We start from the raw sequence: 19865 nt of genomic DNA, 5'->3' as shown, positions 1-19865 counted from the left end.
CTGCCGCCCGCCTCGCAGGCTCCCCCTGATCCCTGATCCCTGATCCCTGATCCCTAACCCCTAATCCCTAATCCCTAATCCCTCCCCTACCCTTCCTTCGCCGTCCCCTCGACCAGCGGCACGAACCGCACCTCGGCCAGGCTCTCGCGGCGGAAGCTGCCGTCCTCCTGGCCGACGTAGCGGTGCAGCATCTGCACCGAGGTGCGGCCGACCGGCACGACCAGTACGCCGCCCGGCTTCAGCTGGTGCAGCAGCTCGGTCGGCTCCCCGGGCGCGGCCGCGGTGACCATGATCCGGTCGAACGGGGCCTGCTCGGGCCAGCCGAGACCGCCGTCGCCGTGGCGGGTGATGACGTTGTCGATGCCCAGCTGGCGCAGCCGCCCCTCGGCCTCGGTCAGCAGGCTGCGGTAGCGCTCGACAGAGTAGACGTAGCGCGCCAGCCGGCTCAGCACCGCCGCCTGGTAGCCCGAGCCGGTGCCGATCTCCAGCACCCGGTGGCGCGGCTGCACGTCCAACGCCTGGGTCATCAGGCCGACGATGTACGGCTGGCTGATGGTCTGGGCGCAATCGATCGGCAGCGGCTTGTCGTCCCACGCCTGGTCGAGGAATTTCTCGTGCACGAACACCGAGCGGTCGATCGATTCCATCGCCGCCAGCACGCGCGGGTCGGTCACCCCCTGCTGCCGCAGCCCGAGGATCAGCCGTCCGGCGCGGTCGTCGTTCAGCTTCATCGCGAAATCCTCCCCCACAGGGGGAGGGGGACCATGCGAAGCATGGTGGAGGGGGCCTGCAGAGACGCCGGCGCGAAGGGTCGCCCCCTCCACCGCGCTGAGCGCGGTCCCCCTCCCCCTCTCGCTTCGCTCGGGGGGAGGAATGTCCTGTCGGCGCCCGGTCCCCTCACGCCGCCGCCCTCGCCTTCGGCGGCGCGCCGCCCAGCATGCCCTTCAGGTCGTTGACGCTCGGCATGTGGGTCAGGTCGATGTGCAGCGGCGTCACAGAGATGCGGCCCTCGTCCATGGCCCGCAGGTCGGTGCCGTCGGCGTGCTCCTGCTTGGTCCCGCGGAAGCTCATCCAGTAGTAGTCCCGCCCGCGCAGGTCGGTGCGCTTGACCGCGTGCATCTCGCCGATGTCGCGGAAGCCCTGGCGGGTCACCTCGACCTCCTTGACCAGGGTCGGCGGCAGGGCCGGGAAGTTGAGGTTCATCACCACCCCTGCCTGCCACGGCTGCTCCAGCAGCCGCTCGATGATGCCCGGCGCGAAGGCCTCGGCGGTCTCCCAGTGGGCCCGCACCTCGTCGTGGAAGCGCTCGAGACTCTGGCTCAGGGCGATCGAGCGGATGCCGAAGGCCATGCCCTGCAGCGCCCCCGCCACCGTGCCGGAATAGGAGCAGTCCTCGCCGACGTTGTGGCCGCGGTTGACCCCGGACAGCACCAGGTCCGGCTTCTCCGGCATCAGGTCGTTGACCGCCAGCACCACGCAGTCGGTCGGCGTGCCGGTCACCGCGAAGCGCTTTTCGCCCAGCCGGTTGACGCGCAGCGGTTCGGTCAGGGTGATGCCCCGCCCCTTGCCCGACTGCTCCACCTGGGGCGCGCAGATCCACACGTCGTCCGACAGGGTGCGCGCGATCCGCTCGAGACACTCCAGCCCCTCGGCCTCGATCCCGTCGTCGTTGGTCAGCAGGATTCGCATGGCGGTCTGACTAGTCCGAAGACCGGCGAGGCGCGACCGAAAAATCCAGCCGGCGAGAGGCGGCGACGGGGCCGGCGCTGCTGGTTCATCACAAAGGACACGAAGGAGGCGCGAAGAACACGAAGGGAGCGAGGCTGTCTCCGCTGCCCGTGGGCCGCAGGCGCACAATCGATCCCAAGGCGTCGCCCTGCGGGCGCCGCAGAAGGAACCGGCCCCTTCGTGCCCTTTGTGGTCCTTTGTGTCCTTTGTGATGAACCAGCGACGCCAGCCGCACGCGCCGACCTGAGGACAGACCCTACCGCACCACCTCGACCCGGTCGGCGAGGATGACCACGTCCTTGCGGCAGGCGTTGGTGATGCTCGAGCCCTGCCAGTCGTGGGTCTGCGGCTGGTTGCGCGCGCTCCACGCCAGCGTCCGGCCGAAGAAGCGCACCTGGGAGCCCGAGATGTCGCCCGACGCCCGCTGCAGGTTCCGCGGCAGCGCCCCCGACACGCAAGCTCGCGACCCCGGATTGCGCAGGTCGCGCTGCTCGGCGAACAGCTGGAACTCCTCGCCGGTCACGCGCACCCAGCCCTCGAACCGGCTCGCCGAGGCGTCGAAGCCCGCCGGCGCCGGGCCGGCGTTCCCGACCATGGTCCCGCATCCCGCGAGGACCGCGGCCCCCGCCAAAGCCAGCAACATCCGCATGCGTATTCCTCCGCTCAGTCGGCGACGATCCGCTCGACGCCGCCCATGTAGGGGATCAGCGCCGCAGGCACGCGGATCGATCCATCGTCCTGCTGATAGTTCTCCAGGATCGCGACAAGCGTGCGACCGACCGCCAGCCCCGAGCCGTTCAGGGTGTGCACGAACTCGGTCTTCGCCCCGTAGGTGCCGGAACCGTAGGTGCCGCTTCCATAGGGACGACCTTGGTCGCGCTTGAACTTCGCGTTCATCCGGCGGGCCTGGAAGTCGCCGCAGTTCGAGCAGGAGCTGATCTCGCGATAGGTCCCCTGCGACGGCAGCCAGACCTCAAGGTCGTAGGTCTTCTTCGCCGAGAAGCCCATGTCGCCCTTGCACAGCAGCACCTTGCGATAGGGCAACTCCAGCCGCCGCAGGATGGCCTCGGCGCAGCCGACCATGCGTTCGTGCTCGGCCTCGGAATCCTCCGGCCGCGCGATCGAGACCAGCTCGACCTTGTGGAACTGGTGCTGCCGGATCAGCCCCCGCGTATCTCGCCCGGCCGACCCCGCCTCGGCCCGGAAGCAGGGCGTCAGGGCGGTATAGCGGATCGGCTCGGCCAGCTCGCTCTCCAGCAGGATTTGTTCACGGACGAGGTTGGTCAGGGAGACTTCGGCGGTGGGGATGAGGTAGTAGCGTTCAGAGAACTCCCCCGACTGGACACGTTGCATGATCTTCGGAAGGTGCCGGTCTTTGGCTTGCTGAGTCATCTCAGCCCGAGCAGCTTTCCATGCGTGTTCGAAAACGTCAGGATCGAGACTACCCTGCAGGTCCTTCACAAGCTCATTGAGGCGTTGCTCGTCTTCCTTAAAGGCGAGATCAGCGCTCGCATGAGTCTCTGCTTGGAGACGATCCCAGTCGAACGCCTCAGTCTTGAACAGATCCTCCTCGAACTTCGGCAACTGCCCGGTCCCGAACATCGCCTCGTCGCGCACCAGATACGGCGGATTGACCTCCAGATAGCCGTGCTCGCCGGTCTGCACGTCCAGCATGAACTGGCCGATCGCCCGCTCCAGCCGCGCCAGCCCGCCCTTCAGCACCGCGAAGCGCGCGCCCGACATGCGCGCCGCGGCCTCGAAGTCCAGCAGGCCCAGCGCCTCGCCGAGATCGGCGTGATCCTTGGCCGGCCCGCCTTCGCGGGGCGTCCCCCAGCGGCTCACCTCGACATTGGCGTCCTCGTCCGCGCCGTCCGGCACGTCGTCCGCCGCCAGGTTCTTCTGCGCCGCCAGCAGGTCGCGCAGCCTGCCGCCGACCTCCCGCTCCGTCTCCTCGGCGGCGGCGATTTCGCTCTTCAGGCTCTCGACCTCGGCTTTCAGCCGCTCGGCCTCGGCCATGTCCTTCTTCGCCATGGCCGCGCCGATGGCCTTGGACGCCGCATTGCGCTTCGCCAGCCCGTCCTGCCCCGCCGTCTGCGCCGCGCGCAGCTCGCGATCCAGCTCCAGCAGCTCGTCGACGATCGCCCGCGCGTCCTCCACCCCGCGCGACGACCACCCCGCGACGAAGGCGTCGGGATTGTCACGGATGGCGCGGATGTCGTGCATGGCAGGTCTCTCGGGAAGGAGCCGCTGTCCTAGCCCCGACGGCGGATTCCGCCAAGCGGGCGGGGGCTTTCCGCATCGACCGCCGGCGCCGCCCCCTCCACCGCCGTTCCGGCGGTCCCCCTCCCCACTACGTGGGGAGGTGACGCACGGCTCACCTCCCCATGAGCGCAGGCGAATGGGGAGGACCGATCGGCGCGTAGCGACGATCAGGAGGGGGGCGGCGCGGGCGCCCGGAGCAGAGCACCCTCACGCGCCCTACGTCCGTTTCCGACGCATCGCCGTGCTTTCCTGCCCCCGGTCTTTGACAACCTGCTCCCGCCGCGCCGCGCAGGCGCGCCGCTTCGGCCGGGTCAGATCGCGAAAAGTGCACGATGTGCACTCAATTTTTTACGGAGTGCACTTTTCCGCCGGCGGCTATCAGATCAGCCCAGCCATCGGCGAGCTGGGGCTGGCGTACATCCGCTTCGGCATCCGCCCGGCCAGATAGCCCTCCCGCCCGGCGATGACCGCGTGCTTCATCGCCCGCGCCATGCGGATCGGGTCCTTGGCCCCGGCGATGGCCGTGTTCATCAACACCGCGTCGCAGCCCAGCTCCATGGCCAGGGTGGCGTCCGACGGCGTGCCCACCCCGGCGTCGACCAGCACGGGCACTTTCGCCTGTTCGACGATCAGCCGGATGTTGACCCGGTTCTGGATGCCCAGGCCCGAGCCGATCGGCGCCGCCGCCGGCATGATCGCCGCCGCCCCCGCCTCCTCCAGCCGCTTCGCCATGACCACGTCGTCGGTGCAGTAGACCATGACGTCGAAGCCGTCCTTCACCAGCAGGTCCAGCGCCCGCAGGGTCTCGACCATGTCCGGATACAGGTGCGCCGTGTCCGACAGCACCTCCAGCTTGACCAGGTCCCAGCCGCCGGCCTCGCGCGCCAGCCGCAGGGTCCGCACCGCGTCCTCGCCGGTGAAGCAGCCGGCGGTGTTGGGCAGGAAGGTGAAGCGGTCCGGCTTCACGTAATCCACCAGCATCGGCTGCGACGGGTCGGACAGGTTCACCCGCCGCAGGGCCACGGTGACGATCTCGGCCCCCGCGGCCTCCGCCGCGTCGGCATTCTGCTGGTAGTCGGCGTACTTGCCGGTGCCGACGATCAGCCGGCTGGAGAAGGTCCGTCCGGCGACGGTCCACGAGTCGGGGGGCGTGCTCATGGGCCGCTGGATAGACCTTCTCTCCCGCCCGGTGAAGGCGGATCAGGGTGCGACGACCAGTCGCCCGGTCATCGCCGGATGCAGCCGGCAGATGTAGGGGATCGTCCCCGCCTTGCGTATCACCGTGCGACCGCTGGCCCGCGGCGCGAGGTCGACGTCGAACGCGCCGTCCCGCGCCGTGGCCGTGTGGCGGACCGGATCACGGTTGACCCAGACGATGGTGTCTCCGATCCGCAGTCCCTCCGGCGAGGGCCCGAAGCGCATCCGCTCCATCACGATGGTGTGGGTCCGCGCCGGCGTGGCGGCCGGCGGCGCCGGGGCGACGGCCAGGGCCGCCGCCCCGGCCAGCACACTCCGACGGGACAGCCCCGGCCTCATTGCGCGCCCAGTTGCTCGGCGTGGGCCTGGTGCGCCCGGAAGAGCTCCAGACCTGTCTCCAGCAGCGCCTTCAGCTCGGCGTTCTGCGCCGACGGGATCAGGGTCCCGCTGAGCGCCTCGTTCACGGTCCGGTGGAAGGCCACCTCGTTCTGGACGTAGGCGCGGTCGAACGCTTCCCCCTCGAGGCCGGCGAGGCGGGCGTGGGTCGCCGCCGCCTGCTCGGTCAGCGCCGCGCTCACCGGATTGGCCTCAGGCGTCACGTTCAGGCGCCCGACCAGCGCCAGCGCCTGTTCGTTCACCGCCGCATGGTCGCGCACCATGGTCTCGGCGAAGGCGCGCACCTCCGGATCGGTCGTCTTCGCCAATGCCTGCCGGCCGGCTTCCACGTCCAGCTGCCCGGCGGTGTAGGCGATGTGGGCGATCTGGGCGTCGGTGACCGGCGCCTCCTGGGCGGCCGCGGCCGGGCCCATGGCCAGCGCGCCGGCGAGAACGATAATTCTGAACATCGGAGATTCCTTCGAAACGGCGGCTGGAGATGCACCCGCCTGTCCCTTGGATGTCCGACCGCCGCCGGGGTTCCCGGCCGCTGACATTTCATTGCAGCGCTTGTAAGCGGTTACATCTCCTGCATGCTGGACCGGAAGAGAGCGGCGCCGGCCGCCGGGAGGAAACGTCCATGACCACGCCCCACCGCCGCCGCCTGCTTCAGGGCATGACCGGCATGGCGGCCCTCGCCGCCGCCGGCTGCGCCACGGCCCCCGCGGCCCGCGGCGCCGGACGTGACCGCCCCAACATCATCTTCATCATGACCGACGACCACGCCCAGTCGGCCATGTCCGCCTACGGCAACCGCATTCTCCGGACGCCGAACCTCGACCGGCTGGGCGCCGACGGCGTCCGCTTCGAGAACGCCTTCGTCACCAACTCCCTGTGCCTGCCCAGTCGCGCCACCTACCTGACCGGCCTCTACTCCCACGCCCACGGCATGGTCACCAACGGCGCCGAATCGAACTTCAACAACGAGCCGCTGCTCAACCACGACGCCACCTGGCCGGTGATGCTGCGCAAGGCCGGCTATCACACCGGCGTGGTCGGCAAGTGGCATGTCAACACCCCGCCGCGGGGCTATGACTATTCGGCGGTCCTTCCCGGCCAGGGCCAGTATTTCGACCCGCCGATGGACGTCAACGGCGTCCGCACCCGCGGCCGCGGCCACACCGACGACGTCATCGGCGAGACCGCCATGTCGTTCGTCCGCGACCGCCCCCGCGACCGTCCCTTCGCCCTGCTGTTCCAGTTCAAGGCCCCGCACCGCGGCTGGGAGCCGGCCGAGCGCTTCAGGACCGCCTTCGCCGACGTCGACATCCCCCCGCCGCCCACCTTCATGGAGGACATCGCCGACCGCCCCCGCGCCATTCGCGCCGCCGACCTGCTGATCGCCGACATGCCCGACTACCGGAGCCGGGGCGTCCGCGCCGACATGCCGGTCGAGGAGCGGGCCCGGCTCAACTACCAGCACTTCATCAAGGACTATTATCGCGTCCTGCTGGGCGTCGACGAGAACGTCGGCAGGATGCTCGACCTGCTCGACGCCGAGGGCCTGAGCGAGAACACCGTGGTGGTCTACACCACGGACAACGGCATGTTCCTCGGCGACCATGGCATGTTCGACAAGCGGCTGATGTACGAACAGTCGATCAAGGTGCCCTTCCTCGTCCGCCACCCCGCCTCGATCGCGTCGGGCCAGGTCAACACCGACCAGATGGTGCTCAACGTCGACGTGGCCCCGACCTTCCTCGACTACGCCGGTCTGGACCGCGACCCGCACATGCACGGCCGCAGCTGGAAGGACGTCGTCGCCGGCCAGGTCCCGGCCGACTGGCGCCAGGACTTCCTGTACCAGTACTTCGAATTCCCCGCCGCCCACTGCGTCCGCCCCCACCGCGGGGTGCGCGACCGCCGCTGGAAGCTGATCCACTGGGAGCTGGCGGACGAGTGGGAGCTGTACGATCTGCAGTCCGACCCGAACGAGCAGACCAACCTCGCCGGCCGTCCCGGATACGCCGCCGAGGAGGCCCGACTGAAGGAGCGGCTGGAGAAGCTGCGTCAGGAGGTCGGCGACGGCGACCTGCCCGGCTACGCTCCGGCCGATCCCGAGGACATGCGCTTCGGCGGCTACGGCCTGCCCAACGAGGAAGCTCCCACCTGCCGGCCCCTGCCGCCGGCCTAGGAGCCGGTCGCGATCCGTCCCGCCGCCGCCAGCCGGGCCAGCACGGCCGCCGTAATCCGCTCGCAGCGCGGGCCGAGGAAGGGGAAGGCGTCGGCCATGGCCGAAGCGAGGCGCGCGTCCAGCGCCTCGCGCAACAGCCGGCGCGCCCGATGCAGGCGGGTCTTCACCGTCTCCGGCCTGACGCCCAGGGTGGCGGCCGTCTCCTCGATGCTGCACTCCTCGATATCGCGCAGGATGAAGACCATCCGGAACGGTTCGGGCAGGTCGTCGACGGCATGCTCGATGATGCCGCGCATCTGGGCCCGCGCGGCGTCCGCCTCGGGGCTGGCGCTCCCGAACGCCCCGGGGAAGCGGACCACCTGGCCGGCTTCCATCTGGGCCGCCTCGACCGCCTCCAGCTCTACGGTCGGCCGCCGTCGCCGCAGGCGCCCCCGCGCCTCGTTGAGCACAATACGGGTCAGCCAGGTCATGTTTCCCGCTTCGGCCCGGAAGCCGCCGATGGCTGCGAAGGCCCGCACCCACGCTTCCTGCAGCACGTCTTCCGCCTCGGCGTCGTCGCGGACGACGCCGCGCGCCACCCGGAAGAGGCGCTGATTGCCGCGCTGCATGATGACGCAGAAGGCTTCGCCGTCGCCGGCCTGCGCCAGCCGGACCAGCCCCGCCTCGTCCATGGCGTCCAGCGCCTGTCGTTTCAGCCCGGCCATGCCTGTACCTCGTAGTGCATCATCAGTTGGATGCCGGCGGTTCGACAAGGTTCCCGTTCATCCAGCCAGCGCCGCCAGCACCTCCCGTCGCCGCTCCGGCTCCTCGAACACGCCGGTAAAGCGCCGGGTGACCAGCGAGGCCCCGTGCTTGCGCACCCCGCGCGACGCCATGCATTCGTGGGCGGCCTCGATCACCACAGCCACGCCGCGAGGCCTAAGGGTTTGCTCCAGCGCCTCCGCGACCTCGGCGGTCAGCCGCTCCTGGATTTGCAGTCGCCGCGCGAAAGCGTCGACCAGGCGGGCCAGCTTGGAAATGCCGACCACCCGCTCCGACGGCAGGTAGGCCACGTGCGCCACGCCGCGGATCACGGCCATGTGGTGCTCGCAAACCGACTCGATCGGGATGTCGCGCAGCAGCACCAGTTCGTCGTAGCCGGCGACCTCGCCGAACGTCCGCTCGAGGATCTCCGCCGGCTCCTGCGCATAGCCGGCGAACCATTCCTCATAGGCCCGCGCCACCCGCGCCGGCGTGTCGAGCAGCCCCTCCCGCCGCGGGTCGTCCCCGGCCCAGCCGATCAGCGTGCGGACCGCCGCCTCGGCCTCGGCGCGCGTCGGCCGCCGCCATGGAAGCTGCGCTGTCGCGTCGCATGCGGCGTGCGAGGCTGGCTCGAAGGCGAGGGCGGAGACGGAAGCGGCGGCCATGGGGACATCCTCGTGTGGGGGTTCGTCCCCATTCGATGTCGCCCGCGCCGCGAGGTTCCCGGCGCCCCGGGTCAGCCGCCGCCGACGAACTGGACCACCTCGATTCGGTCCCCCTCCGCGATCTCCGTCGCGGCATGCAGCGACTTCGGCACGATCTCCAGATTGCGCTCCACCGCCACCTTGCGCACGTCCAGCCCCAGCTCCTCGACCAGCGCCAGCACGGTGGCGGCGGACGTTTCCAGAGTTTCGCCGTTGACCTGGATGCGCAGCAAGATAGCCCCAATGATGTAATTCAGACAGAGACGCCGGGAGCGACTGACGGCCTCATAGCCCATTTGTCGGGACGCGCACATTCGGCGCGGAAGGTAGACTCCGCTTTCGACCCATTGCGGAAGTAGCGAGCGGTCAGCATGCTGGGGCATGGGCGATGTTCCTGCCAACTCGGATCACATCGCGGCGCGCTTCTTCGCTGCGCTGTTCGCGGTCGGTGCAGCCGTCATTCTCACGAGTATCGCTTGGGAGATTTGGACCGGGGTTAGTTACGCGAAGATTGGCGGACCTATCTCAAGAGCCAGTGATCCCCAAGGCTACTGGACCAACGTAGCCTTTCATGGTGCGGGCGTTCTTGTTTTTGTCTGGGCCGCCCGTCTCATGAGCCGATCCGTCCGGTCCGCTTCTCGCTCATAGAGAATGGTCGGCTTCCGACCCAAAGCGGACGTTCCCTGTGAGGAAATCAGACCCCCTCTGCCAGCCATTCTAAGCGAATGAACATGGGGCCTAGGCCGATGTCCAAAAGCTGATGGCCACCAGTGACCGTCTGGCCAGTTAGAACCAGATCGCCCTCAATCCGGTGATCGGCTTCCAGCACGGTTCCGTTGGGCAGGTGAGAGCCGCATTTGAGGTCGTAGATCATGTGTAGTTCGATGCCGCCGTCTGGACGGTCTTGATACGTCCCGCTCACCCGGCAACCGCCCTGATCAACTCCAACGACGCGCCCGTCCTTGAAGTGTGAGAGCATTGCCAGCCCCCACGCTTCGTCGTCCATGGGGTCTTGGTCCGATCCAGATTGGCGAACGCTGTAGAAACCGGGCCTGATGCTCATGGTCTTATTTCATCCCCTGTGGCCGACCACTCTCAGTCAAGCCAGCTAGCCTTCCGTTCGATCCCAACTCTTGGATGACGGGACAACGAACTTCGGTGCCCTCTCCACAGTCGACTACGGCCTGCTGCAGGACCCTCCTGAGCCGTGTCAAATCGCTGATCTTAGCATCGATGCTGGCGATCTGATCCTTGGCCATATCCCGCACCTCACAGCACGCTTGCGTCTCGGCCTCGCCCAAAGAGATCAAACGTCGGATGGTTTCGATGCCAAACCCCAACTCCCGAGACCTGCGAATGAACTTCAGACGCTCAGCGTGTTCAGGAGCGTAACTACGGTGTCCGCCCTCGGTTCGGTCAGGCACGGGCATGACGCCGATACGCTCATAGTAGCGCACGGTTTCGAGGTTCACCCCAGCTTCGCGGGCCAACCTTCCAATCGTCATCGTTTGACGCTTCACGCACTTGATCCCGTAGTGGCTACGGGTTGTAGCCTCTATCACACTGGACGGAGTTTCCCATGATGACCCACAAGCCTCCCCCTAATCCCGATGTTGTCGTCAGCACGTCGGCTGCTGTCGGAGGGTTTGCCTCGGTCTTCGCTTGGGCGGCTTGCTGCGTGTTGCCTCTCGCTCTCTCCCTTGCCGGAGTTTCCTTCGCAGGAGCCGCCGTAATCGCAGGAGCGCGAACATGGCTGACGGCCATTGCGGCGCTCGTGTTGGTGGTGGGCTGGCTCTTGCATTGGCGGCGGGTTCGGAAGTGCCGAACTGACGTGAGTTGCGCTCGACCGTCGCGGACGGCTTTTTGGCTGCTTGTTCTGGCTTCCGTGCTGGTTGGCCTCGCTCTGGTTTGGGGGCCTTTCATTGAGCCTTGGGCGATGAGCGTCTTGATGGCAGCGCGATGAGCGACGGCATCCTGCTACAATCCACCCTCACCTGCCCTGACTGCGGGCATGTGGCTACCGAAACCATGCCGACAGACGCTTGCATCTGGTTCTACGATTGCGCTGGCTGTGGGACCAAGTTGCGACCGCTGCCCGGCGATTGCTGTGTGTTCTGTTCTTACGCGGACACTCCATGCCCACCGATCCAGCAGGGCACCTCGTGCTGTGGCTAGTGACGCGGCCTGAGCATAAGGTCCGCTCCCCACCCCTCGCAGACATTCTGAAGGTCCGCTGTAGGGCCGCTGTCATTGACCTAACGAGCACTCGCCTCGCAAAGCCAGTGACGGCGTTGTCCATGACGCTACGTCAATCTCCATCGCGTCCGGCTTGCTTGCCGCGACGCCTCAGCTAAAAGGCCGGACCGATTCCGGTCGGACGCCAACTTCCGCGAGCGAATGCCCGACAGCCCCGTCCTCTACGTCCTCAACGGTCCCAACCTCAACCTGCTTGGGGTGCGCGAGCCGGAGGTCTATGGCCGCGAAACCCTCGCGGACGTGCAGGCGCGCTGCGAACGGGCCGCCGGCGACGCGACCGTTGTGTTCCGCCAGACCAACCACGAGGGTGAACTGATCGACCAGGTGCAGGAGGCGCGGGACAAGGCCGACGCCCTGGTGATCAACCCCGCCGGCTACGGCCACACCTCGGTGGCCCTGCTCGACGCGTTGAAAACGCTGACGATCCCGATCGTCGAGTGCCACCTTTCGAACCCGGCGGCGCGCGAGCGCTTCCGGCATCGCTCCTATGTGTCGGCGGTCGCCGCCGGCGTGGTTTCGGGCTTCGGCCCGGTGAGTTACGAACTGGCCGTCCAGGCCGCCCTCGGTCTGGCGCAGGAACGCAGCCGGTCCGCGGACCGTTCGATCTAGACAGGGACGAGAGGCTCCGATGTCCGACAAGACCCCCCGGCTGAAGAACGACGACAGCGGCATCGACGCCGCCCTGGTGCGTCAACTCGCCGATATCCTCAACGACACCGATCTGACCGAGATCGAGGTCGAGAAGGACGACCTGAAGATCAAGGTGAAGCGCGACGTCACCGTCGCAGCGGCGCCTGTGCATTATGCCGCCGCGCCCGCGCCTGTCGCCCACGCCGTCCCCGCGATGGCGGCTGCGCCTTCCGGCGCCGCCATGCCGTCGGATCCGGCGACCATCGTCGCCCGCGCCGGCGAGGAGGTGAAGTCGCCGATGGTCGGCACCGCCTATCTGCAGCCTTCTCCGGAAGCCCCGCCCTTCGTCCAGCCGGGCGACAAGGTGAAGAAGGGCCAGACCCTGCTCATCGTCGAGGCGATGAAGACCATGAACCCGATCCAGGCCCCCCGCGACGGCGTGGTGTCCGAGGTGCTGGTCGGCGACGCGCAGCCGGTCGAGTTCGGCGAACCGCTCGTCCTGCTCGAGGCGTAGGCCATGTTCACCAAGGTCCTCATCGCCAACCGCGGCGAGATCGCCCTGCGGATTCACCGGGCGTGCAAGGAAATGGGCATCTCCACCGTGGCGGTGCACTCCGAGGCTGACCGGGGCGCCATGTGGGTCCGCCTGGCTGACGAAAGCGTCTGTATCGGTCCGGCGCCGGCGGCCAAGAGCTACCTGAATATCCCGTCGATCATCGCCGCCGCTGAAATCACCGGCGCCCAGGCCATCCATCCGGGGTACGGCTTCCTGTCCGAGAACGCCCGCTTCGCCGAGATCGTCGAAGCCCACGGCATGACCTTCATCGGCCCCAAGCCCGAGCACATCCGGGTCATGGGCGACAAGATCACCGCCAAGCAGACGGTGAAGGACGCGGGCATCCCGGTGGTGCCCGGCTCCGACGGCGAGGTCGAGACGGTCGAGGCGGCGATCAAGGCGTCGAAGTCGATCGGCTTCCCCCTTATCGTCAAGGCGGCCGCCGGCGGCGGCGGACGCGGCATGAAGGTCGCCCTGACTCCGGACGACCTCGTGGAGGCGGTCCAGACCGCCCAGTCCGAGGCCCAGGCGGCCTTCGGCAACGGCGCGGTTTACATGGAGCGCTACCTGCAGAAGCCGCGCCACATCGAACTGCAGGTGATCGCCGACAGCCACGGCAACGTCGTCCACCTCGGCGAGCGCGACTGTTCTCTGCAGCGCCGCCACCAGAAGATCCTCGAGGAAGCGCCCTCCCCGGCGTTGTCTGCGGTCGAACGGGCCCAGATCGGCCGCACCGTCAACGAGGCGATCGGCAAGATCGGCTACCTTGGCGTCGGCACCATCGAGTTCCTGTGGGAAGACGGCGAGTTCTTCTTCATCGAGATGAACACCCGCCTGCAGGTCGAGCATCCGGTGACGGAGATGATCACCGGCGTCGACCTGGTGCGCGAACAGATTCGCATCGCCGCGGGCCTGCCGCTCAGCTTCCGGCAGGAGGACATTCACTTCGAAGGGCACGCCATCGAGGTCAGGATCAACGCCGAGAACGCGGAGACCTTCACGCCCTCGCCGGGCACGGTGAACGATTTCCACGCCCCGGGCGGCCTCGGTGTCCGGCTGGATAGCGCCATCTACGCCGGCTATTCGATCCCGCCCTATTACGACAGCCTGATCGGCAAGCTCATTGTCCACGGACGCGACCGCGAGGAATGCATCGCGCGCCTCAAGCGCAGCCTGAACGAGATGGTCGTCGGCGGCATCGACACCACGATTCCCCTGTTCCAGAAGCTGCTGCAGGAGCCCGACATTCTGTCCGGCGACTATGACATCCACTGGCTGGAGAATTGGGCGAAACGCCAGAAGGGCGCAGCCTGACGACGGTGGAGGATCCCGGCTTCAGCGCCAGCCTCCCCTTCGGCCGGTTCGGTCCGGACGAGTTGCTCCACTGCTACGCGACGGGCGTCTTCCCCATGGGCGAGGCGCGCGATGACCCGCGGGTCTTCCTGGTGGAGCCGGACATGCGCGGCCTCATCCCGCTTGAGGCGTTCCACATCCCGACGCGGCTACGCCGAACCGTGCGCGCGGGACGGTTCGACGTCCGCGTGAACACCGCCTTCGCCGCTGTGGTCGAAGCCTGCGCTTCGGCGGCGCCCGGGCGCGAGGACAGCTGGATCAACGATCCGATCCGCCGCCTCTACGGCGAGCTCAACGCCCGCGGCCATGCCCATTCCATAGAATGCTGGAAAGACGAGCGCCTGGTCGGCGGCCTCTACGGCGTGACCCTCGGCGGCGCCTTCTTCGGCGAGAGCATGTTCAGCCGCGAGCGGGACGCCTCAAAGGTGGCGCTGGTGCACCTGGTGGCGCGGCTCAAGCGCGGCGGATGGCGGCTGCTCGACGCCCAGTTCATGACCGAACACCTCGGGCAGTTCGGCGCCGTGGAGGTCCCCCAATCGGCCTATCTGCGCCAGCTCCGGACGGCGCGGACAGCCCGGGCCGACGCCGCCGCCCTGGCGCTCCCGATGACCGGCGCCGAGGCCGTGGCCTACGCCCTGCAGCCCACCACCCAGGCGTCGTAGATCGGGTGCTGGAGTCCGTTGACCCCGGGCGACGAGGCGAACATCCAGCCCCGGAAGATCTCCCGGGGCTCCGTCGCCTGCAGCAAGCCGCGGGGCTGAATCCGGAACTCCAGGTAGGCGACGGAGTCCGGGACCAGTTCTTCAGGGGTCGACACCTCGCAGGCGCGGGCGGTGACGATTAGGGAGTCGGCGAAGCGCACGGGGCGCCCGCCGACCTCGACCGCGAAACGCATGGTCTCGGCGGTGATCTTGTCGACGGCCTCGACAATGGCGACGCGGCGACGCTGACGGCGCGCCGCCTCGGCCGGCTCTTCGGCGGTCTGGACAGGCGCGGGGGCGGCTTCCGCCTCCTCAGCCCCTGCCTCCTCCTCGTCGGCGGCGGCGATCTCGTCGGCCTCCGGGACAACCACGACGGGCGGATTGGCCGGCGTGATCGGGATCGGCACGACCGGAGCCGGCGCGGCTTCAGGCGCGGGCTCGCGGGGGGGCACGACGACCGGCGGGGTCTGCGGCTGCGCCGGCTGGCTATTCAGTTCGGCGGTCGGATCCTGCACCGGGCGGGCGTCCTGCGGCAGGTCGCTGAGCGCAGAGGCGATCACACCGCCCGCAGCCAGCGCCGCAGCGGACGTGATCCCGACCAGCAGCGCCCGCCGGAATCTCATTCGGGCTTCCACGCCTCGTAGTCGCCAGTCGCCGCGGGGCGCACGCCCTCCGCGGCGAGCGAACCCTTGGGCCGCCAGGCCATCGGCGTTCCCGTGAGATTCGGGAGGTAGTCCTTCTCCCAGGCCTTCCGCGGAAGCGGACGCTCCGTCGGCGGCTCGTCGATCGTGTAATGCAGCCAGCCATGCCATTCCGGCGGCACCTTCGACCCGTCGGCGTAGCCGTTGTAGACGACCCAGCGGCGGCGACGCCCGTCATAGCTCGTGTTATCCCGGGAGAGATAATACCGGTTGCCGAACTCGTCGGTTCCAACGAGCTGGCCGCGCTTGGCGATGGTGAACAGGGTGCCGATGGTGGCGCCGTCCCACCAACCGAAAATCTTGCCTAGCACGTCGGGAAATCCACTCGGTTCGGATCGGCCGGAACGCCCGGCGTCAGCTGCGCTGATCATAGAAACCCGGAGCGCTTGCGTCCAGCGCGCCGGCGATGCCGAATCTCTCAACATCTTGGGGGTAAGCGGCAAGATCCACGCCACATTTATTGCAGGACCAGCCAAGTGACGGCTAGGCTCGCAGAACCGCCGCATCGAGACGCCGTCATGCGCCAGTCCACATCGCTCGCCGCCGTGTTCAGCGACCTTCCCCGGCCGCCGCGCGAGCTTGAGCGCGGCGCACAGGTGATTGCGGCGAGCGCCCCGGAAGCCTGGACGGACGCCCAGATCGAAGCCTGGCTCGACTGGGCCGCCGACGCCGGACTGCCGATGGACGGCGCCGACCCGCTCGCCGCCGCCGTGCATGCCTGGGTGAACGGCCTGGGCCGTCCGCCGACGGAGACGGCAGAGCTGGCCGCCGCCCTCCTGCTGGGCGTTGTCAGCCCCGCCCGGGCGCCCGCCATCGATCCCGCCCAGCCGCTGCAGCTGGATGATCCCGCCACGGCTCGGCTGCTGGCGGCGGAAGGCGCGCGCAGGCGTGCGCTCCGGCTCGCCGCCGGCGCCACGCGCGCCGCCGTCGCGGCGCTGGAGACAGTGTCCGAGGCGGTCGAGCGCTGCAGCGGCTCCCCCGCAGATTGCGCCGACCCGTCGCGCAATCCCGCCCTCGCCCGCGCCGCCCGCGCCGCCCGGGCGGCGGGCGTGGCGGACGTCGACATTCTCCGCGCCGCGGCCGGCGACCGCATCGAGGCGGCCGAGCTGCAGCTGGCCAAACCGTCGCCCCTGATCGCGATCGCCGACAGGGGCGTGGCGGCCTCGGGCGGGCCCGAAGCGCAGCTCGCCGCAGGCGCGACCCTGGACGGGGATCTGGTCGTGACCTTCGATCCCGGCTCCGCCGAGGCGCTCCTCGAGGCCAGCCGCGGGCCGGCGATCCTGCTGTCGACTCCCCGGCTCGCAGAGCTGCTCGGGGAGGCTTTTGAGCTCGGACTGCAGCGGCAGGTGGAGCTCTGGAGCGCCGCGCTCGCCCCCGAAGACGGCGCCTGGACGTTCGGGGTCGGCGGCCTCGCTGACCACCTGCTGGCTGCCGGCGCGGCCGACCCTGAAGCGGCCGCCGAAAGGCTCGCAGAACTGATCCGCAAGGCCGCGGGATCGGACGGCGAAGCCCTGAGCCTGTTCATCGACGATCCCGAGGCCGCCCTGCGGGTCGGCCTGTCCGGCCTCGGGGCGCTCGACGTCTTCCAGACCGCTGACGGGGAGACAGGGCGCCGACTCAGACCCTCGCTGGCGACGGCGATCGCGCGCGGCGGCGGCGATGTGGAGGCGGCGGAACGTCAGCTTCTGGGGCGACGCACACTCGTCGGCGCGCCCGGGCTCGACCATGCCGCGCTGCGGGGCGCCGGCTTCACAGACGTGGAGCTGGAAGCCGTCGAACAGGCGCTCGCCTGTGTCGATCGACTGGAGGACGCCTTCCATCCGGCCGTGCTGGACAGCGGCTTTGTGCGCGACGTGCTCGGTCTTGAGGTCGAGCCGGGCGAACAGGTCCTGCCGCGTCTCGGCTTCTCGCAGCAACAGATCGAGGCGGCCGGCGCGTGGGTGTTCGGACATGGCGATCTGCGCGACTGGCCGGCGGCGCCGTCGGCCCTGACGTCTGTCCTCGCGGATCCGGCCGGGTTCGAGCGCCGTCTGCGCCGCGCCCTGGAGCCGTTCAGCGCCGCGCCGGACGTGACGCCGATCCCCCTGCCGTGGGACGCCGGCGCGGGTCAGGCGGCGCGAGCCCTCGCCGACGCAGCGCGCGAAGGGCTGCGCGGCGTGCGGCTGATGCGCGGAACGGCGCCCGCCGGTCCGCTTTTCCAGCTTGCGGACGGGGCCGCGACGGAACGGGACCGGAGACCCGACCCGGAGCCGCGAATGGTGGAGCGCGTCATCGAAAAGGTGGTCGAACGCGAGCGCAGCCGCCGGAAGCTTCCGGACCGCCGCAAGGGATACATCCAGAAGGCGGCGGTAGGCGGACACAAGGTCTACGTCCACACCGGCGAATACGAGGACGGCGAGCTCGGCGAGATCTTCATCGACATGCACAAGGAAGGCGCCGCCTTCCGTTCGCTGATGAACAACTTCGCCATCGCGATCTCGATCGGCCTCCAGTACGGGGTGCCGCTGGAGGAGTTCGTCGACGCCTTCGTCTTCACGCGCTTCGAGCCGGCCGGGAAGGTGACCGGCAACGACTCGATCAGGTCGGCCACCTCCATTCTCGACTACATCTTCCGCGAACTGGGCGTGTCCTACCTGGGCCGGCATGAGCTGGCCAACGCCCATCCTGAAGCGGGGGACGGTCTGGGCGCCACCGACGCCGGCGGCCACGAACCGGAGACCGTTCCGGCGGCGCGGTTCATCTCGAAAGGCTTCGCGCGCGGCGCGGCTCCCGACAACCTTGTCGTCCTGCCGTTCGGCCAGAAGCGTGATGCGCCCCGGTCGAACGCCGGCGCCGGGCCGCCGGCGACCGCGTGCCCGGACTGCGGCGACCTGTCGCTTCGGCAGCAGGGCGGCGGCTGGATCTGCGAAACCTGCGGGGCCGCGCCGTCGATGCAGGGTTAAGTCAACGAATTGATGCGAAGCTTGCGCTGACTGGTCCCTGCCGACCTGGAGTCCGCCATGAAGCGCCTTTTGATCTCTCTCGCCGTCCTGATGGCCGCCGCGCCGGCGCAGGCGCAGAACGCCGGCCAGATCGCGCGGGTGCGCGGCGGGGCCAGCTGCAGCGGCTGCAATCTGTTCCAGGCCGAGCTGAGCGGTCTGCAGGCGCGAGGACTGAACCTCTCGCGCGCCCGCCTCCGCCAGGCCGATCTCAGTCTCGTGGTGATGAACCGGACCCGTTTCGACAACGCCGATCTTCGCGACGTCGAGGCCTACGGGGGCGTGTTCTCCGGGTCGAACTTCTCCGGGGCCAACCTGACCAACGCCAGTTTCGTCGGGACCTATCTGGATGGCGCCAACTTCAGTGGTGCGACGCTTTCCGGCGCCAACTTCGCCGGCGCGTCCCTGAGAGGTGCGCGTGGCCTCACCCAGTCGCGCCTGAACCAGGCCTGCGGAGACGAGGCCACCCAGCTGCCGTCGGGTCTGACCATTCCCCGCTGCTGATCCGCCACCGACCTTACAGCGAATTAAGTAGGGTCTGTCGGACGTTGGCGTCATGAAGGTCGCGTGACCCAGTTCGCCCGAATCCAAGTCCGTCGCCTCCTCGCCGCCAGCGCCGCCGCAGCGGCCATGGTGGTCGCCGCGCCGGCCGTGGCCGAGATCCAGCTGCAGTGGCAGGATCGCGACGTGGCGCGCATGGTTTCGCTGGGCGGCTCCTGCCACGCGTGCGAGCTCTCGGGACGCGACCTCGCCGGAGCCGCCTTCACCGGCGCGATGTTCACCGACGCCACCCTCGTGGGCGCCAATCTGCGCGGCGCCGAACTGGTCGGTTCGAACTTCGCGGGCAGCGATTTCAGCCGGGCGGATCTGACCGGCGCCGGCATGGTGGGCGCCAACTTCACGGGAGCGCGGTTCTCCCGCGCCGACATGACCGGCGTCATGGCGATGGGAGCGACCCTCGTCCGCGCCCGGCTGGACAGCGTCAATCTCAACGGGGCCGAGCTCAACGGCGCGAACCTGAACACCGCGGTGCTCAGCGGCGCGAGCCTCCGGGCGGCGGAACTGAATGCCAGCACGCTCGCCAACGTCGACGCCCGGCAGGCCGACTTCTCGAACGCCGAGATCAGCATGTCGAACCTGTCGAACGGGGACTTTCGAGGCGCCTCGTTCGTGAACGCCGAACTGAACGGCGCCCGACTGACCGGAGGCAATTTCGCCGGAGCCGACTTCCGCGGCGCCGAACTCAACCGCACGGACATCCGGGGAGCCAATCTGAGTCGCACCCGCGGCCTGACCCAGGAGAAGGTGGGGCAGGCCTGCGGAGACGGCTCGACCCTCCTGCCCGCCGGACTGAGCGCCCGGTCCTGCCGCGGCATCCTTCGCATCTCGCCGCCCCGCCCACCGACCCCTCCGGCGCCGCCGCGGGTGCGCAATCTGGTGGTCGCCGGCGGCCAGTAACGAGAAAAGGCCCCGGTCGACGACCGGGGCC

The 19865-nt window shown here is 69.0% G+C and carries 23 protein-coding genes; 9 read left to right on the top strand and 14 right to left on the bottom strand.

Annotation, left to right across the window (positions count from 1 at the left end; translation table 11 throughout):
- Positions 1-86 precede the first annotated feature (86 nt).
- The 7 genes from BM333_RS05340 to BM333_RS05310 all read right to left on the bottom strand — a co-directional run bounded on the left by BM333_RS05340 (position 87) and on the right by BM333_RS05310 (position 6032).
- The gene (locus tag BM333_RS05340; protein ID WP_092308126.1) at positions 87-731 is read right to left on the bottom strand and encodes a protein-L-isoaspartate(D-aspartate) O-methyltransferase; all 645 of its coding nucleotides are present in this window, start codon (positions 729-731) and stop codon (positions 87-89) included.
- Positions 732-897: 166 nt separating this feature from the next.
- On the bottom strand, positions 898-1689 hold the full coding sequence (gene surE / locus BM333_RS05335) for a 5'/3'-nucleotidase SurE (RefSeq protein ID WP_092308124.1): 792 nt from the start codon (positions 1687-1689) through the stop codon (positions 898-900).
- 295 nt (positions 1690-1984) lie between these two features.
- The gene (locus BM333_RS05330) at positions 1985-2323 is read right to left on the bottom strand and encodes a hypothetical protein (protein ID WP_177221807.1); all 339 of its coding nucleotides are present in this window, start codon (positions 2321-2323) and stop codon (positions 1985-1987) included.
- Positions 2324-2391: 68 nt separating this feature from the next.
- Complete coding sequence (serS, locus tag BM333_RS05325) at positions 2392-3951, bottom strand: serine--tRNA ligase (RefSeq protein WP_092308120.1); 1560 nt, start codon at positions 3949-3951, stop codon at positions 2392-2394.
- A gap of 417 nt (positions 3952-4368) precedes the next feature.
- Positions 4369-5148, bottom strand: coding sequence for a thiazole synthase (locus BM333_RS05320; RefSeq protein ID WP_092308118.1), 780 nt, complete (start codon positions 5146-5148; stop codon positions 4369-4371).
- 42 nt (positions 5149-5190) lie between these two features.
- Entirely contained in the window at positions 5191-5526 is a 336-nt protein-coding gene (locus BM333_RS05315; RefSeq protein ID WP_092308116.1) for a cupredoxin domain-containing protein, read from the bottom strand.
- Positions 5523-6032, bottom strand: coding sequence for a DUF4142 domain-containing protein (locus tag BM333_RS05310; RefSeq protein WP_092308114.1), 510 nt, complete (start codon positions 6030-6032; stop codon positions 5523-5525). Before BM333_RS05310 ends, BM333_RS05315 begins: the two co-directional genes overlap by 4 nt.
- Positions 6033-6202: 170 nt before the next feature.
- Between BM333_RS05310 and BM333_RS05305 the strand changes: the two genes are divergently transcribed.
- Complete coding sequence (locus BM333_RS05305) at positions 6203-7756, top strand: sulfatase family protein (protein WP_177221806.1); 1554 nt, start codon at positions 6203-6205, stop codon at positions 7754-7756.
- Here the strand turns inward: BM333_RS05305 and BM333_RS05300 are convergent.
- The 5 genes from BM333_RS05300 to BM333_RS05280 all read right to left on the bottom strand — a co-directional run bounded on the left by BM333_RS05300 (position 7753) and on the right by BM333_RS05280 (position 10706).
- Positions 7753-8460: an RNA polymerase sigma factor gene (locus BM333_RS05300; RefSeq protein WP_092308110.1), complete on the bottom strand. Its 708-nt coding sequence runs from the start codon at positions 8458-8460 to the stop codon at positions 7753-7755. The two genes, BM333_RS05305 and BM333_RS05300, sit on opposite strands and share 4 nt — an antisense overlap.
- Before the next feature lie 57 nt (positions 8461-8517).
- Positions 8518-9162 (bottom strand): GTP cyclohydrolase I FolE, encoded by a 645-nt coding sequence (gene folE / locus BM333_RS05295; RefSeq protein WP_092308108.1) that lies wholly within the window; start codon positions 9160-9162, stop codon positions 8518-8520.
- A 71-nt stretch (positions 9163-9233) separates the two neighbouring features.
- Complete coding sequence (gene thiS, locus BM333_RS05290; protein ID WP_092308534.1) at positions 9234-9431, bottom strand: sulfur carrier protein ThiS; 198 nt, start codon at positions 9429-9431, stop codon at positions 9234-9236.
- A gap of 464 nt (positions 9432-9895) precedes the next feature.
- A complete protein-coding gene (locus BM333_RS05285; protein WP_143105777.1) occupies positions 9896-10207 on the bottom strand; it encodes a hypothetical protein in 312 nt (103 codons plus the stop codon).
- Positions 10208-10268: 61 nt separating this feature from the next.
- Positions 10269-10706, bottom strand: coding sequence for a MerR family transcriptional regulator (locus BM333_RS05280; RefSeq protein ID WP_092308104.1), 438 nt, complete (start codon positions 10704-10706; stop codon positions 10269-10271).
- Between the two features lie 454 nt (positions 10707-11160).
- Here BM333_RS05280 and BM333_RS16230 point away from each other — a divergent pair, with 454 nt between their 5' ends.
- The 5 genes from BM333_RS16230 (at position 11161) to aat (ending at position 14658) form a co-directional block, all read left to right on the top strand.
- On the top strand, positions 11161-11376 hold the full coding sequence (locus BM333_RS16230; RefSeq protein WP_081703509.1) for a GDCCVxC domain-containing (seleno)protein: 216 nt from the start codon (positions 11161-11163) through the stop codon (positions 11374-11376).
- Positions 11377-11598: 222 nt separating this feature from the next.
- On the top strand, positions 11599-12066 hold the full coding sequence (aroQ, locus tag BM333_RS05265) for a type II 3-dehydroquinate dehydratase (RefSeq protein ID WP_092308099.1): 468 nt from the start codon (positions 11599-11601) through the stop codon (positions 12064-12066).
- Between the two features lie 19 nt (positions 12067-12085).
- A complete protein-coding gene (gene accB, locus BM333_RS05260) occupies positions 12086-12601 on the top strand; it encodes an acetyl-CoA carboxylase biotin carboxyl carrier protein (RefSeq protein ID WP_092308097.1) in 516 nt (171 codons plus the stop codon).
- Between the two features lie 3 nt (positions 12602-12604).
- On the top strand, positions 12605-13957 hold the full coding sequence (gene accC / locus BM333_RS05255) for an acetyl-CoA carboxylase biotin carboxylase subunit (protein WP_092308093.1): 1353 nt from the start codon (positions 12605-12607) through the stop codon (positions 13955-13957).
- Positions 13958-13962: 5 nt separating this feature from the next.
- Entirely contained in the window at positions 13963-14658 is a 696-nt protein-coding gene (gene aat, locus BM333_RS05250) for a leucyl/phenylalanyl-tRNA--protein transferase (protein WP_092308531.1), read from the top strand.
- Here aat and BM333_RS05245 read toward each other — a convergent pair.
- Together BM333_RS05245 and BM333_RS05240 are read right to left on the bottom strand one after the other, a co-directional pair.
- Complete coding sequence (locus BM333_RS05245; protein WP_092308091.1) at positions 14625-15320, bottom strand: DUF2155 domain-containing protein; 696 nt, start codon at positions 15318-15320, stop codon at positions 14625-14627. The two genes, aat and BM333_RS05245, sit on opposite strands and share 34 nt — an antisense overlap.
- Positions 15317-15709: an NADH:ubiquinone oxidoreductase subunit NDUFA12 gene (locus tag BM333_RS05240; protein ID WP_245777154.1), complete on the bottom strand. Its 393-nt coding sequence runs from the start codon at positions 15707-15709 to the stop codon at positions 15317-15319. Before BM333_RS05240 ends, BM333_RS05245 begins: the two co-directional genes overlap by 4 nt.
- A gap of 207 nt (positions 15710-15916) precedes the next feature.
- Here BM333_RS05240 and BM333_RS05235 point away from each other — a divergent pair, with 207 nt between their 5' ends.
- From BM333_RS05235 to BM333_RS05225, 3 genes are all read left to right on the top strand, one after another.
- Positions 15917-18340: a TSCPD domain-containing protein gene (locus tag BM333_RS05235; RefSeq protein WP_092308087.1), complete on the top strand. Its 2424-nt coding sequence runs from the start codon at positions 15917-15919 to the stop codon at positions 18338-18340.
- Positions 18341-18397: 57 nt separating this feature from the next.
- The gene (locus BM333_RS05230; protein WP_092308085.1) at positions 18398-18880 is read left to right on the top strand and encodes a pentapeptide repeat-containing protein; all 483 of its coding nucleotides are present in this window, start codon (positions 18398-18400) and stop codon (positions 18878-18880) included.
- Between the two features lie 63 nt (positions 18881-18943).
- Entirely contained in the window at positions 18944-19834 is an 891-nt protein-coding gene (locus tag BM333_RS05225) for a pentapeptide repeat-containing protein (RefSeq protein WP_245777153.1), read from the top strand.
- The last annotated feature ends 31 nt before the right edge of the window (positions 19835-19865 follow it).

Origin of the sequence: Brevundimonas viscosa (assembly GCF_900116065.1) — a bacterium.
Lineage (GTDB): Bacteria > Pseudomonadota > Alphaproteobacteria > Caulobacterales > Caulobacteraceae > Brevundimonas > Brevundimonas viscosa.
This window is presented reverse-complemented; position numbering and strand designations above follow the sequence as displayed.

What these genes read in the sequence shown, in the direction of transcription:
- BM333_RS05235 (WP_092308087.1), top strand. Translation starts at nt 15,917, where the DNA reads ATGCGCCAGTCCACATCGCTCGCCGCCGTGTTCAGCGACCTTCCCCGG.
- aroQ (WP_092308099.1), top strand. Translation starts at nt 11,599, where the DNA reads ATGCCCGACAGCCCCGTCCTCTACGTCCTCAACGGTCCCAACCTCAAC.
- accB (WP_092308097.1), top strand. Translation starts at nt 12,086, where the DNA reads ATGTCCGACAAGACCCCCCGGCTGAAGAACGACGACAGCGGCATCGAC.
- surE (WP_092308124.1), bottom strand. Translation starts at nt 1,689, where the DNA reads ATGCGAATCCTGCTGACCAACGACGACGGGATCGAGGCCGAGGGGCTG.
- serS (WP_092308120.1), bottom strand. Translation starts at nt 3,951, where the DNA reads ATGCACGACATCCGCGCCATCCGTGACAATCCCGACGCCTTCGTCGCG.
- folE (WP_092308108.1), bottom strand. Translation starts at nt 9,162, where the DNA reads ATGGCCGCCGCTTCCGTCTCCGCCCTCGCCTTCGAGCCAGCCTCGCAC.
- BM333_RS05320 (WP_092308118.1), bottom strand. Translation starts at nt 5,148, where the DNA reads ATGAGCACGCCCCCCGACTCGTGGACCGTCGCCGGACGGACCTTCTCC.
- BM333_RS05305 (WP_177221806.1), top strand. Translation starts at nt 6,203, where the DNA reads ATGACCACGCCCCACCGCCGCCGCCTGCTTCAGGGCATGACCGGCATG.
- BM333_RS05340 (WP_092308126.1), bottom strand. Translation starts at nt 731, where the DNA reads ATGAAGCTGAACGACGACCGCGCCGGACGGCTGATCCTCGGGCTGCGG.
- BM333_RS05230 (WP_092308085.1), top strand. Translation starts at nt 18,398, where the DNA reads ATGAAGCGCCTTTTGATCTCTCTCGCCGTCCTGATGGCCGCCGCGCCG.
- accC (WP_092308093.1), top strand. Translation starts at nt 12,605, where the DNA reads ATGTTCACCAAGGTCCTCATCGCCAACCGCGGCGAGATCGCCCTGCGG.
- BM333_RS05300 (WP_092308110.1), bottom strand. Translation starts at nt 8,460, where the DNA reads ATGGCCGGGCTGAAACGACAGGCGCTGGACGCCATGGACGAGGCGGGG.
- BM333_RS05280 (WP_092308104.1), bottom strand. Translation starts at nt 10,706, where the DNA reads ATGACGATTGGAAGGTTGGCCCGCGAAGCTGGGGTGAACCTCGAAACC.
- BM333_RS16230 (WP_081703509.1), top strand. Translation starts at nt 11,161, where the DNA reads ATGAGCGACGGCATCCTGCTACAATCCACCCTCACCTGCCCTGACTGC.
- BM333_RS05285 (WP_143105777.1), bottom strand. Translation starts at nt 10,207, where the DNA reads ATGGACGACGAAGCGTGGGGGCTGGCAATGCTCTCACACTTCAAGGAC.
- BM333_RS05315 (WP_092308116.1), bottom strand. Translation starts at nt 5,526, where the DNA reads ATGAGGCCGGGGCTGTCCCGTCGGAGTGTGCTGGCCGGGGCGGCGGCC.
- BM333_RS05310 (WP_092308114.1), bottom strand. Translation starts at nt 6,032, where the DNA reads ATGTTCAGAATTATCGTTCTCGCCGGCGCGCTGGCCATGGGCCCGGCC.
- BM333_RS05330 (WP_177221807.1), bottom strand. Translation starts at nt 2,323, where the DNA reads ATGGTCGGGAACGCCGGCCCGGCGCCGGCGGGCTTCGACGCCTCGGCG.
- BM333_RS05245 (WP_092308091.1), bottom strand. Translation starts at nt 15,320, where the DNA reads ATGAGATTCCGGCGGGCGCTGCTGGTCGGGATCACGTCCGCTGCGGCG.